Genomic DNA, 13036 nt, shown 5'->3' on the forward strand with positions numbered 1-13036 from the left:
CTCACCAGACGTGGACATCGCGCTCGCCGGATCGGTCGCGCTCGCGATCGAGGTCGGGGTGGCTTCCGCGGACATCCTCGACTCCGACGAGAATACCGCGGCCTACTTCCTCGACTGACGTCCGGTGGGTGGTGCGGTGAGCGGCCGTCGCTGCGCGACCACGCGTGTGCCGGGAGGTCAGCCGCGTTCGCGGCCGGGGAGTGGGGCGCCGTCGAGGAACGCCTCGTAGTCGGCGCGGGCGTCGTCGTCGACGGTGGGGGCGCCGTGGCCGTACCGGGCGTCGGTGCGGTCGCGCTTCGGGCCGGAGAGCCAGAAGCACTCGTCGGTGTCGACGTCGCGGAAGTTGGCGTCCCACGACTGCTCGCGGGCGAGGGTGCGGCCGTGGAAGTACGCCGTCTTCCAGGTCTTGGTGAAGCGCACGCGGCTGATCCAGGCGGGGCCCGCGTCGAGGGGGTGGCCGGTCTTCAGCTGGACGTACATGATGCGCTCGGGCATGGAGTGAGCGTAGCGGCGTTCCTCGTTCGGGCACTCGCGTTCCGAGGCCGGTCCGGCTGACTCCCATCAGACCGTCCACCGGACGTCAGTCGAGGAAGTAGGCCGCGGTATTCTCGTCGGAGTCGAGGATGTCCGCGGAAGCCACCCCGACCTCGATCGCGAGCGCGACCGATCCGGCGAGCGCGATGTCCACGTCTGGTGAGAACGCGCGGTCGAGGACTGCGACGTACGTCGACGTTGCGGATCTGAGCCGGTCGACGAGTTGTTCCTGTTCGCTCGTGAGACGTTCTCCGAGCAACCGCTGCTCGTCGGCGTATCGCTCGAGAAGCTCGCGCTCCCGCCGAGCGAGGGAATCGGACACCGTCTGGTACATCACGGTCCCGATCGTGTTGCCGATCACGGCTCCGAGGACCGGGATCGGGATGACCGCTTGGCCGACGAGCGACGAGACCGCACTGACCGCAGCTTCCAGCGAGACCAGTTCGGCACGCTCGATGAACTCGCTCTCCGTGATCGTTCCGGTACGTAGCCCGTTCGCCAGCTCGGCGACACCGAAGCTCGCCGTGACGAGTGCACTCGCAACAGCAGCGGGCGTCGCGGCCAGGTTGGTCAAGGTGTAGACACTCGCACCGCGGACACCGCCCTTCACGACGCCCACTCCCGATTCGCCGAGGACCTCGGTCCAGTCGCCGGTGGTGAACTGCGCGAGCGGTGTCCCGGCACGGTGCTTCCTGACGACTGCCATGACGAACGTCGTCACCCCCTCGACGGCGCCGGAGGCGATCGTGGCCTTGCCCGCCTCTCGGATGGATGCTCGCCCTGCGGCGGATGCACCGGCACGCTGTGACCGAGCGGTCGCGCGCAGCGAGTCCTTCTCGCTCTCGAGAGTGGCCGTGTACGAGCCGCGTTGAACGTCCGCGTAGTCGAGCGCAGATGGTTCGAGCGAGTCAACGTCGACTCGTCCGGTACCGAAGAACGCTCGGACGCGAAGCCAGTCCCGGTACGACGGGCCGTCACCGGACCCCGCGACGAGCTTGCTCGCGTCGGTTGCCGACATGGCGTGCAGATCGCGGATGGTCTCGTAGTGGTCCGCGGGGATCTGGTACTTTCCACCGTTCCGGATGAAGTCCGGATACTTGTCGAGGTGCTTGCCGATCGCCCCCAGCCCGAGACGACCGCCCGCGGCGACGAACTTCTGCTGGATCTCGACGCCGTCCCGGAGGAGGTCGACCGGGCCGTTGTCGTTGACCCACCCGTAGCGAGCAGCCTCGCCGACGATCCGTGCTCGGGCGTTGCCGACGCCGACCTCGGCGACCTCCGCGATGAAGCCGTGCATTCCCTTCACTCCGCCTCGGTTCCGGGCGACGACCTCGAGGTCGATCCTGCGGAGCGCTGCGTCGACCAACGAGAGTGCTCCGTCGAGGTCGTCGGCGTGCCGTTCCAGGCGGGCGAACAGCGTCTCGAGGCGGACCTCGTTGAGGTGGTTCACCCAGGCAGCGACAGCCTGCTCCTGGGTCCGCTTCGCGCCGCTGATCGGGTCAGTCACCCGCTGTCTCCGGCACGATGCGCGTCCCGAGGAGGCCCGCGCAGGAGGACGCTGAGTTGACCAGTGACGCAAGCCGCGCCTGATCCGCCTTGGAGAGCCCGGTGAAGTCCTGGCCGAAGGCGGCGAGCGACTGCGTGTAGTTGTCTCGCAGGAGTTCGCGGACCGATGTGCTCCGCTCGAGCAGGGCCCTGATCTGCGTCTCGAGCGACCGGACGGCGGCAGTGTTCTCGCGAAGCGCGAGCAGCGCCTGGTGCTTCGCTTCCCGTGTCTCGGACTTCTTCTTCGTGAAGAGCACGATCGACGCGAGGAGCGCCGCCCCGGCCACGCTCCAGCCGATCGGACCGGCCAGTGCGAGGAGCGCTCCGCCCATCGCGGTTCCGCCCCCGCCGGCCGCCAGCGCGCCGCCGCCCAACCACGCGAGTGCTGCGTTGGTGGCTGCCGCTCCCGACAGCGTCGAGATCGCCGTGCCGGTGGACGCCGCGCCGAAGGTCGTCGCAGTCCACATCGCCGCTGCGGGCGCGAGGCTCGCCACGGCGGCGCCGACCGAGATGCCGGCACCGGCGCCGATTGCCGACGCCCGAGCGGCTTCAAGATCCTTCCGCGCGAACTCTTCGGCCTCGACGAACGCGGTCCGGTTGAGCTGGACCCCCTCGAAGGCCGTCTCGAACGACTTCGGCGTGTTGGCGATGCTGTTGACCAGGTGCTCGACGAGTGCGAGCAGGTCCGTCGACCGCTCACGCTGCCGGAGGAGCGCGAGGCCCGTGTCGGTCATCGACGTGTGCGCCGCGTTGTAGTCGACCGTGGCTCGTTCGTACGGATCTTCGTCCGGGACCCTCCGGGCCTCGAGAGCATCCGCCGCTGATTCCCGCAAGGAGCGCGCTTGGCCGATCACGCGCGACGAGGTGTCACGTGTAGCCTGCCCCACCGTGTCGAGGGTCTTGGCCAGGCCCTGCTTCAGCTTCTCGGGGTCGATTGGTTGGGGCAACGTCACTCCTGTGCTCACTTTTTGGTCTTCGGAAAACTACCCGAAACGAGCGACAGTCAGGTCGGGTTGGGGACACGGCGCGGTCGTCGAGGCCGCCGTCTCGAGACGGTCGGGTCAGGCCAGCGGAGCCGAGGATCGCGCGGCGACGAAGCCGAACAAGGCTTCCGGGGTGACGGCCGCTCGACCTCGGAGGTAGTCCTCGAGCCGGATGCCCTCGACGTCGTCGTGGACCGACAGCCGTGCGAGACGGACCATGCCCGTGGCCGCGGCGGCGTCCTTGACTGCGTCGTACAGCGCGCGCTGCTTCCACCGGGGAGCCCCGACGTCCAGGAACACCATCTCAGCGTCTGCCGAACCGAACATCCGCTCGGCAGACGGGTTCGTCCATCGTCTGCCGCCGGTGCCGGACCGATGTTCTTGGTCTGTCGAGTGGCGTCGGTAGTCGACCGCCCACGGAAGTGTTGACGCGAACGGGGCGAGCAGGGTCAGCGTGCGGTAGCGGTTGAAGTGGAAGTCCTCGTCGAGCTCGACGACGACGTCGCCGTACGACAGATCCCAGGGGCCCGGTCGGATCTGCGGCTCGGGTGCAAGTCCGCCGAGCGAACGGTACAGGTCGAGGGTCTCCGTTCGGATGCTCGGAGGCAGATCAGGAAGCCTCGGCGCCGCCGGCCGAGGCGTCCTGGTGAAGCCCATCCGGACGAGAGCATCGTCGAGCACCGCAGCACGTGCGCCGGTCCTGGTCATGGCCACAGTCTGGTGCTTCGACTGACTGCCGCGGATGAAGGACGTAGGAGATCGAGGGCTCTCGAGCCGCAGAGCGGGCACACCGTTCGGGGGCTCGCTCTCTCGAGTTTCAGCAGCGATGATTGGGTCGAGGAGTCGCGCATCACCGACGCGACTCGTAGGAACACCGGGGGAACATGCACAACGGGTACGCCGTCGTCGACTTCGAGACGACGGGTCTGTCGCCGGCCTACGGGCACCGCGTCATCGAGATCGGGATCGTCCACGTCGCACCGGACGGGCAGGTCGAGGAGTCCTTCGAGACCGTCGTGAACCCGGACCGCGACTTGGGACCGACGCACATCCACCAGCTGCGCGGCGCCGACATGGCCGGAGCGCCGTCGTTCGAGGACGTCGCCGGTACGCTCGTCGATCGCCTCCAAGGGCGCGTCCTCGTCGCGCACAACGCACCGTTCGAAGCGCGCTTCCTGCACGCGGAGTTCGACCGGATCGGTGTGCGCTCGCCGTTCTCCGACGCGTCGCGGGCGCTCTGCACGATGCGGCTCGCGCTCGAGTTCCTGCCCGGCTCCGGGCGGAAGCTCGCCGACTGCTGCAGCGCCTACGACATCGAGCTGACCGATGCGCACGAGGCGCTCGCCGACGCCCGGGCGACCTCCCAGCTGCTCGCCGCCTACATGGCGACGTCAGCGGACCGGAGCCGCTGGGACACCTGGGGCGCGACGGCCGCAGGGCTCACGTGGCCGCGGGTCCCGTCGACCAGAGCCGGGTGGCTTCCGCGACGGCGCGGTGGGGCTGCAGTCACTCGGTCGAGGGTCGACCGGGCCACGGACCGGATGCCGGCGGTCGACGGCAGCGGCGCTGCCCTCCAGTACGCAGCGCTGCTCGACGCGGCACTCGCGGACGGGCTCCTCAGCACCTCGGAGACGGCGGCGCTCGAGGCACTCGCGCGAGACTCGGGCCTGACCACCGACCAGCAGCGCCGACTGCACCACCGCTACTTCGACGACCTGGTCGAGGCGGTCTGGGCCGATGGCATCCTGACCATCCAGGAGCACATCCAGCTGGAGCGTGTGGCTGCGCTCCTCGGGATCCCGAACGACCGCCTCGAGCACGCGGTGCACAGCCGCAAGCCGGGCGAGCGGCGTGCGGCGACGGCGGCGGTCGAGCCCGAGGACGAGAGCGTCGCGCTCGACGAGAGCAGCATCGTGACGCTGACGGGTGAGATGCGCCGCGGTCGTGCTGCGATCGAGGCCGACCTGGCTCGGCACGGCATCCGGACGGCACCGGCGGTGACGAAGAAGACGACCGTGCTCATCGCGGCGGACGTCGACAGCCTGTCGGGGAAGGCGAAGAAGGCGCGGCAGTACGGGATCCCGATCCTCGGGGAGGACGTGCTCGAGGAAGCCCTGGCGGCAGCGCGCTGAGCAGCCCGTCGAGGCCGGTGTCGGATCAGGCCGGCACAGCGGCCAAGCGAGCCCGCTCCTCGGCGAGCACCTGGGTGATGAGCTGCGACTCGGAGATGTCGAACGCCTGCACCGAAGCCTGCGCGGTGTCGCTGACGGCGGCGAAGTCGCCGAAGATCTGCGACTTCCTCGCGAGCATCCGGACCAGGGCGGCATCGACGCCGTCCTCGGACAGCAGCCGGTGCACCTGGACCGTGTCGAGCTGGCCCATCCGTCGGGCCCGGGCGATCGCCTGCCACTCGGTCGTCGGCTTGAGCTGCGGCTCGCAGATCACGACGACCGAGGCCGCCTGGATGTTGAGTCCCACTCCGCCGGCGATGATCTGGGCGACCAGGACCGCCCCCGGCGCCGCGGCGGAGAACGCGTCGACCATCTCCTGGCGGGCCGTCGGCGACGTCGAGCCGCTGAGCGGACCGAAGACCTCGCCCCCGACCGCCTGGCGTGCCGCCTCGAGGACCGCGCGGTAGTGCGAGAACACGAGCGTCTTGCGACCGTTCGCGCGGGCATCGGCGACGACCTCCCGGAGCGACTCGACCTTGCTCGAGGCATCGCCGTCGAGCATCGCGAGCTGTCGCATCGCGTGGAAGTTGTCGCTGGCGACCGCATCGGCGTACCGGGAGGCTTCGGCCGAGGTCAGGTCGGTCCACTCGTCGACCTCGACGAGGTCGGGGAGCTCCGTCAGGACGTCCTCCTGACTCCGGCGCAGGTACACGGGTGCGATCTGCTTCCGGAACGCCATCGGGTCGTGCTCGGCATCGACCGTGAGGTCCGGGCGGATGTGGTCGACGAGGACGCGGAACTCCTCGACGCGGTTCTCGAGCGGCGTGCCCGACATCAGGACGACGCGGTCGGAGCGGTTGAGGAGCGTGCGGGTGTTCTTCGTGCGTTTGGCGTCGGGGTTCTTGACGTAGTGCGCTTCGTCGACGATGACGGCCGCGAACCGTTGGTCCTCGGGGATGCGGGTGCCGAGCCATGCGAGCGTCTCGTAGGTCGTGACCGCGACGCCACCGTCGCGGAGCCAGGCGTCGACGCCGTGGACACGGCTCGGGCCGTGCAGGCGGTGCACCGGAACCCGGGTGTGCTTCTCGGTCTCCCGGATCCAGTTCGCCACCACGGCCGCGGGGCAGATCACGACGAACCGCGGTGCTGGTCCGTCCGCGGTCTGGTGTGCCGCTGCGACGTGCGCGATCATGGCCAGCGCCTCGACGGTCTTGCCGAGTCCCATCTCGTCGCCGATGACGACCCGCTCCTGCACCAGGGCGAACGCGGCGGCGAACCGCTGGTAGCCGCGCAGCGATGCCGTCAGGAGCGTCGTGTCGAGCTCGAAGCGCTCGACCTGCTCGATCAGGCCCTCGGGGAGTGACCCACGGCCGGCGGTCGTCGAGTCCGTCAGGCCGATCTCGTCGAGGAGCGCGAAGTAGCTCGCCGGGCGGTCGAGGAAGTCGCTCCAGTCGTCGGTCGACCGGAGCCGCTCGCGGTCGCCGGCTGCACGGACGGCCCGCTGCCGCGCGTCGTCCGCGTCGATCTCGAGCCGCTCGACCGTGCCCTCTGAGGGGTTGAAGCCGCCGGAGGCGATCGCTCCCGGCTGGTGCACGATGCCGAGGACGGCGCCGTGAGCGACCGCGGTCGCCAAGGGGCCGAGCTCGTCGACGAGCCCGGCGACGCGGGGGCCGCCACTGTTCTTGACCGCTTCCCACGTCCGGAGCGCCGAGACGAGTGCGACGCTCCCGGTGTCCTGCCGACGGGCGTCGATCTGGACGGCCGCATCGGCACGAGCCGCGTCCTGCATCGCCCGAGCGGCGGCGTTGATCCGGGTCGCGGTCGTCTCGCCGACGCCGGGGAGCCGACCGGCCACGATCGGGTCCGCGAGCAACTGGCCGACGGTTCCGATGCCCGCGTCCCGGACGGCACCGAGCCGGAGCTGATCCCGCGTGACCTCGCGCAGCCGGTCGATGTCCATCTGGCGGAGCTCGCGGCGCGCGGCGTCCTCGCGGACCCGACGACCGGCTTCGAGCACGCGCTCTCGCGACGACTCGGCTGCCTCCACGGCCTCACGCAGGATCCCGATCGTCCGCGGCAGGTGGTCGAGCGCGGTCAGGTCGATGAGGGCGGCAGGACCGAGGTCCGCGGTCGACGAGAGCAGCCGCCCCTCGGTGTCCAGCAGTGGTTCGAGGCTGGTCGGCGCGGGACGGCGGTCACGCGTGTCGACCGCCTGCAACGCCGACAGGACACCGCTCCGGTCGAGCCAGGCGTTCGTGTCCTCGAGGTAGTGGTCGGCACGCGCGGCTGCGTCGCGGCGCTCCCGGCCGACGAAGAGGCTCGCGATACCGGAGACCGCGTCTTCATCGTCGAGTGCGCGGCGGACGTCGTTCGTGAGCATGTCGAGCAGGTCCTCGACGGGCCGGTCGATGCGGGGGAGCGCAGCGGCGTGCTCGATGGTGGCCGCGAGCGATTCGTCGCCTTGGCGGAGCGGGATGACCGAGCAGGACAGTGCGGCGCCGCGGACCTCGACACGACGGGACAGGATCGCGTCGACTGCTGCCGTCGCTGCCGACTGAGCAGCGGTGCGGTGCGCACGGATGCCATCTGCGACGTCCGCGAGCATCCGCATGCGGTCGCGGATCACCTTGTCGACCATCGCCGCCCTCCCCGGTTGTCGAACTCATCGTTGCACGGCGCCGAGCCCCGCGCCCGACGCCGACAGCGCCGGCACCTCTCGATCGCCCAACCTCACCGAACGCCGACCCACAGCCCGTCGCGAGCCCGGGTCATGCCCACGTACAGCTCCCGGCGGTCGAGCTCCCGCCGCTCCCGGTCGGCCTCCGACGGCTGGCCCGTCTGTTCGGCGAGGAGCCGCCCGCGCACGTGCGCGAGCAGCACCTGCTTGAACTCGAGCCCCTTCGCGCGCTTGATCGTCCCGACCTTCACGGCGTCGACGGTCCCGCCGTCGTAGCGCTGCAGCGACACGACCGGGATGCCGGCCGCCCGCAGCGCCACCGTGACCTCGTCCGCCTGCTGGTTCGTCGCGGTGAGCACGCCGACGTCACCGTGCCCGGTCCCGACCAGGCGCAGGACCTGCCGGATGCGCGCGACCATCGCCGCGTCGTGGTCGCCGCTGCTCGTCGCCCGGTGCACTGTCGGCACGCTCCCGGATCGGGTCACCGCGGAGACCGCGTCACCCACGCCGTCGACCCCCTCGATGTCGACGAACTAATCATCGGCGACCATCTGCTTCGCGAACTCGAGCACCTCGGCGGTGTTCCGGTGGTTGACGTCGAGCACGACACCGCGTCCTCTGCGTCGCAGCGTGCGCCGTCCCCTGGACGCGCGGTACTGAACCATTCGCGTGGCGGAGGGGCGCGGGAGGGGGCCGTACCCGTTTGGGGTGCAGAGTAGCCCGCCCAGAATGGAATGTATTGACGTGCAGTATGTCAGACGCTAGTTTCGGAGGCAGGGAGGCACGCGGCCTTCTCGTCAGCCTGAAGGGGCCCAACCATGTCAATGACTCGAACCACGCTTGCCGGAATCGCGCTATCCGGGCTCCTCATCGGAGGAACCGTTCTCGCTGGTCCAGCCGCTACCGCCGCAGAGCTAACCGACGCGCCAGCATCCGCTGGAGATGTCGCTGATCGCAGTGCGGTCACGCCAGACATGATCGACCGGGCAATCGCCGAGGCGCGCTCTGTCGGTGCAGTCAAGGAGGAGATTGCGGCGCCGGACGGGTCGCGGACAGTGGTCATCGAGGGCAGCGATGGGATCCAGCTCGAGCTGTACCAGGCAGGGGCACACCAGCGGCTCTCTGCCGGCTCGGACTCCTACGGAGGTGTCTACGTGGGCTTCAATGCATTCGACCAGAACCTGATCATCAGTGGCGCTGCCGCCGGACTCACCGCTGGCATCTGTCTCCTCGGTCCTGCGGTGTGTGCTGTCGGAACCGTCGCGATCACCATCGCGACCGTGGCGGTCACGACCAACGGCGGGGTGCGGTGCGGGACGAAGTCGCTCCGCGTGTACCCGTTCAGCAACAGGGGACCCCGCTGCGCCTAGGAGGTCACCTTGTCGAAGATCTTTGAGAACACCACGTTCGCGGTCTCCGTGACCGTCGTCTGTCTCATCGCCGGTGCGGCGCTCTCGGCCGCAATGATCGCAACTCCGAACCACACCGCAGGCGCAATCGTCATGGCGCTTGCCGCTGGTGGCGGAGGGTCCTGGGTCGGGACGACGCTCCGTCGTTCGCGGCGGCGAGGTCGGCGGTAGTCGGCACCGGAGGAGGGCCTCGCAGCGTCGTCCCGGGTGGTCCTTGTCCTGGGGCGACGTCACCGGGCTGGCGGCGACCGCCGATCCCAGCTGCGCATCGAGAGTCCGTCTCTCTCGACCCAACGCGCTTGCGTGCGAGCTGACAAGTCATGCCCGCTGACTCTGGACGGAGGATGACCTATGCTCACCTCGTGGTCGAACAGCACGAAGTCGAGACGTCGGGTTCAAGGTTCTCGCAAGTCCTGAATGTGGCCGCTCGGCTGCCCGGCGTGCGCATCGATCGGGAGAAGTACCTGCGCGCAGCGCTTCGGCACAAGGTTTCCCCAGAGTAGCTCGAGCAGGCAATCCGCGAGACCCCCGCAGCGGCTGGCATCGAACGGCACATCATCGCTGAAGTTGCGAGCGTCTCGATCCGATACGAGACGAGCAAAGCGACGGGGCTCTCTGCACTGGCAGGGCTCCCGGGCGGCCTGCTCATGGTGGGCACATTGCCGGCCGACATGGCGCAGTACGTCGGGCACATGCTCCGCGTGTCGCAGAAGCTCGCCTACCTCAACAGCTGGCCTGCACTGTTCGAGGAAGGCGAGGACGTCGATGAAGCGACGGAAGGGGTTCTGACACTGTTCGTCGGGGTCATGCTCGGCGTTCTGGTCGCCCAAAGCGGNGTGACGCGGGTTGCAGAGGCGATACAAGCGGCTTAGGTTCGGCGCTGCCACACCCCCGCCGGCTTCCCCGGCCCCTCCGCCCGCTTCCCCTCCGCAGCCAAGAGCATCGGCACCATCGCCCGCCGGAACGAGTCTGGCAACAACGCCCGCCCCGCCACCGCCTCGTGCACCCGCCGCAACTCCGTCATCGTGAACGGCTCCGCCACGAGCCCCCACGGATCGGGAGCCACCTCGTACGAGGCCCGCAACCGAGCCACCGCCACGGCCACGATGTCGTCGTGCCCGTGCACCATCCCCGTCGCCGCGGCGACCGGCACGAGGCGCACCCGCGACCCGTCCAGCCCTGAGGCCAGCGACGAGAACGGCACCACGTCGAGGTGCCCGACCGACATCACCCACCCGCGGCTGTCGCGCGCAGGATCGTCGAACACCTGCAACTGCTGCGGCGCCAACCCCGTCACGCCGGCCTTCGCCCGCAGCGACCGCAGCACGGCATCGGCCAACCGCTCGCCCTCGTGCACGAACGTCCCCGGCAGCCGCCAGTCCCCGTCGACAGCGTCCCGCACCTGCAGCACGGACAACTTCTCCTCCACAGGCACCGTCAGCACGGCGGTGTCCACAGCCACCGAGGGTCGCGGATAGTCGACCAGGCGCTTCCCGGCAGCATCGCGGTACTCACTCACGACGACGAGTTTACGCACGCTTGCGCAAACCGCGACTGCATGCGACGATCGTGTTTACGCAGAAGCGCGCAAACCAGGGGAGGCGCTCATGACCACCACCAGACACGACCGCGCGATCGGAGCCGTGCTCGGGTCCGCCGCGGGCGACGCCCTCGGCGCCGGCTACGAGTTCAAGCCGGCCGTCCCGGAACCCACACCCATCCGCATGGCGGGCGGCGGCTCCTTCGGCTGGGCGCCGGGGGAGTGGACCGACGACACGAGCATGGCCGTCCCGATCCTCCGCACCCTCGCCCGCGGCGGCGACCCCGCCGACGAGTCCTCGCTCGACGGCCTCGTCGCCGCCTGGGCAGCGTGGGCGCAGACCGCCCCCGACGTCGGCATCCAGACACGCAACGTGCTCACCGGCCTGGAGGCACGCACCGCCGCCCACAGTCGCGCTGCGGCCCGGCAGGAACACGACTTCAAGGGCCAGTCCGCGGGGAACGGCTCGCTGATGCGCACGGCTCCGCTGGTGCTCGGCTACCTCCGCGACGAGGACGGTGAAGAGGCGAAGCTCGCCGAGGCCGCGCGCGCGATCAGCGACCTGACCCACTTCGAGGCGGACGCCGGCGACGGGTGCGTCCTCTGGTGCGTCGCGATCCGGCACGCGGTGCTGACCGGTGAGCTCGACGTCCTCCGCGGGCTCGAGCTGCTCGACCTCGACCGCCGCCAGCTCTGGGCGGAGCGACTCGTCCGCGCCGAGCACGCCGAGCCGGTCGACTTCACCGACTCGAACGGCTGGGTCGTGTCCGCGCTGCAGGCCGCGTACGCCGCGGTCCTCAAGAGCTCCACCCTCGAGGACGCCCTCGTCCGTGCGGTCCGCACCGGCAACGATACGGACACCGTGGCCGCGATCGCCGGAGGCCTGGCGGGAGCGCTCTACGGCGCGTCGGCGCTCCCTGCTGAGTGGCGCGAACTGCTCCACGGATGGCCGGCGCTGCGGGCGGACGACCTCGTCGCCCTCAGCGAGCAGGCCCTCGCCGCGCGGTAGCGGGGGCAGGGACCGGGTCGGAGGATGCTGTGGGGGGATCCTCCGCCCCCGCCCTGGCACCGCAGAGCAGACTCGATGCGGACTGGAGGCACAGATCACCCTGCCAGCGCGACGAGCGTCGTGCAGGTGGTGCGATCCTCCCGGCCGGTTGCCGGTGGTCCTGAGGACCGGCGGCCGTCAGGCGGCGCTGCGTCGCGGGCGGAACACGCCCGCCCGGACCAGCCACACGTAGAGCAGGCAGCCGATGCAGACGTCGAAGACAGCGTTGAGGAACGCAGCGATCAGGGCGATCGCGGCGCCGACGGGTGCGGCGTAGGGGACGCCGACCAGGGCGAGCACCAGGGCGAGGGCCGTGATGACCAGGCCGATCTGCTGGGCGAAGGTCGGGGGCTCGGGGGCCTCGAGTTCGGTGGGCGGTGCGAGCCTCGGCCGGATGAAGCGGCGGAACAGTGCGCCGTACGGGTGGCGGCGAATGCCGGCGAGGCCGCCGATCGCGAAGAACACGACGATGATGGTCAGGAGCACGATGCCGGCGACCCACGTGGCGGGCACGAGGGTCAGGATGATCGTCGCTGCGAGGAGGACGGTCGTGATCGCGGCGCCGAAGCGGGGCGAGCGCGGGTCGATCCCGCGGGCGGTGTCGTTCGTGGTGGTCATCGGGACTCCCGGGATCCGGCGGTCAGGACGGTGTCGAGTGCGGCGGCGAGCTCCGCGGGGCGGGGCGGGCCGCCGAAGCGGGTGCGGACGGTGCGGTCGGCGTCCAGGAGCAGGACCGTCGGGGTCTGCATGACGTCGAAGCGGCGGGCGAGTTCGGGACGCTCGGCGAGGTCGACCTCGATGCGGCGGACGCCCTCGTGGCGATCGGCGACGGCGTCGAGCTGGCGGCGGGTCGCCGGGCAGCGGGCGCAGGTCGGCGTGGAGAACTGTACGAGGGTCGCCTCGGCGCCGTAGTCGGCCGCAGCGGCGAGGTCGTCGGTGCGCGGGGCGTCCGTCGTCGTCGCAGTGGTGCGGGCCCGACCGGTGCGCTGGCGCAGCACGAGGCCGAGCACGGTCGCGAGGGCGAGGACCCCGACGAGCACGGCGATCGCGGTTCCGACGGTCATGCGGTGACGCTACGCCCGACCGGTGACGCCCGAGGGAACGTGTCGCTCCATGACACGGGCGGGGA

Annotated in this window: 14 protein-coding genes; 4 read left to right on the forward strand and 10 right to left on the reverse strand. The window is 70.3% G+C overall.

What is annotated here, in order from left to right; translation table 11 throughout:
- Positions 1-177: 177 nt before the first annotated feature.
- The 4 genes from HUN59_RS09930 to HUN59_RS09945 form a co-directional block, all read right to left on the reverse strand.
- Positions 178-495, reverse strand: coding sequence for a hypothetical protein (locus tag HUN59_RS09930; RefSeq protein ID WP_174778242.1), 318 nt, complete (start codon positions 493-495; stop codon positions 178-180).
- Between the two features lie 85 nt (positions 496-580).
- The gene (locus tag HUN59_RS09935; protein WP_217483536.1) at positions 581-2041 is read right to left on the reverse strand and encodes a hypothetical protein; all 1461 of its coding nucleotides are present in this window, start codon (positions 2039-2041) and stop codon (positions 581-583) included.
- Positions 2034-2813 (reverse strand): hypothetical protein, encoded by a 780-nt coding sequence (locus tag HUN59_RS09940; RefSeq protein WP_217483537.1) that lies wholly within the window; start codon positions 2811-2813, stop codon positions 2034-2036. Before HUN59_RS09940 ends, HUN59_RS09935 begins: the two co-directional genes overlap by 8 nt.
- Positions 2814-3140: 327 nt before the next feature.
- A complete protein-coding gene (locus HUN59_RS09945) occupies positions 3141-3770 on the reverse strand; it encodes a DUF7255 family protein (protein WP_174778244.1) in 630 nt (209 codons plus the stop codon).
- 176 nt (positions 3771-3946) lie between these two features.
- Between HUN59_RS09945 and HUN59_RS09950 the strand changes: the two genes are divergently transcribed.
- Complete coding sequence (locus HUN59_RS09950; RefSeq protein ID WP_174778245.1) at positions 3947-5194, forward strand: exonuclease domain-containing protein; 1248 nt, start codon at positions 3947-3949, stop codon at positions 5192-5194.
- 25 nt (positions 5195-5219) lie between these two features.
- Here the strand turns inward: HUN59_RS09950 and HUN59_RS09955 are convergent, their stop codons facing one another.
- The 3 genes from HUN59_RS09955 to HUN59_RS19950 form a co-directional block, all read right to left on the reverse strand.
- Positions 5220-7871, reverse strand: coding sequence for a DEAD/DEAH box helicase (locus tag HUN59_RS09955; protein WP_174778246.1), 2652 nt, complete (start codon positions 7869-7871; stop codon positions 5220-5222).
- A 92-nt stretch (positions 7872-7963) separates the two neighbouring features.
- The gene (locus tag HUN59_RS09960; RefSeq protein WP_174778247.1) at positions 7964-8377 is read right to left on the reverse strand and encodes a 3'-5' exonuclease; all 414 of its coding nucleotides are present in this window, start codon (positions 8375-8377) and stop codon (positions 7964-7966) included.
- Positions 8378-8443: 66 nt separating this feature from the next.
- Entirely contained in the window at positions 8444-8575 is a 132-nt protein-coding gene (locus HUN59_RS19950) for a hypothetical protein (protein WP_302690926.1), read from the reverse strand.
- A 153-nt stretch (positions 8576-8728) separates the two neighbouring features.
- Between HUN59_RS19950 and HUN59_RS09965 the strand changes: the two genes are divergently transcribed.
- Both HUN59_RS09965 and HUN59_RS09970 read left to right on the forward strand, forming a co-directional pair.
- Positions 8729-9280, forward strand: coding sequence for a hypothetical protein (locus tag HUN59_RS09965; protein WP_174778248.1), 552 nt, complete (start codon positions 8729-8731; stop codon positions 9278-9280).
- Between the two features lie 401 nt (positions 9281-9681).
- Positions 9682-9822: a hypothetical protein gene (locus HUN59_RS09970; RefSeq protein ID WP_174778249.1), complete on the forward strand. Its 141-nt coding sequence runs from the start codon at positions 9682-9684 to the stop codon at positions 9820-9822.
- Positions 9823-10187: 365 nt separating this feature from the next.
- On the opposite strand, the gene HUN59_RS09980 is transcribed toward HUN59_RS09970, so the two are convergent.
- Positions 10188-10838, reverse strand: a complete 651-nt coding sequence (locus HUN59_RS09980) for an NUDIX hydrolase (RefSeq protein WP_217483538.1) — start codon at positions 10836-10838, stop codon at positions 10188-10190.
- Positions 10839-10926: 88 nt separating this feature from the next.
- Here HUN59_RS09980 and HUN59_RS09985 point away from each other — a divergent pair, with 88 nt between their 5' ends.
- Positions 10927-11868, forward strand: a complete 942-nt coding sequence (locus HUN59_RS09985; RefSeq protein ID WP_174778252.1) for an ADP-ribosylglycohydrolase family protein — start codon at positions 10927-10929, stop codon at positions 11866-11868.
- Between the two features lie 177 nt (positions 11869-12045).
- Here HUN59_RS09985 and HUN59_RS09990 read toward each other — a convergent pair whose 3' ends face one another.
- A complete protein-coding gene (locus HUN59_RS09990; protein WP_174778253.1) occupies positions 12046-12525 on the reverse strand; it encodes a DUF4395 domain-containing protein in 480 nt (159 codons plus the stop codon).
- Entirely contained in the window at positions 12522-12971 is a 450-nt protein-coding gene (locus HUN59_RS09995) for a TlpA family protein disulfide reductase (RefSeq protein WP_174778254.1), read from the reverse strand. The genes HUN59_RS09990 and HUN59_RS09995 overlap by 4 nt, the downstream gene beginning before the upstream one ends.
- Positions 12972-13036 lie beyond the last annotated feature (65 nt).

It is taken from the genome of Curtobacterium sp. Csp2, assembly GCF_013347165.1.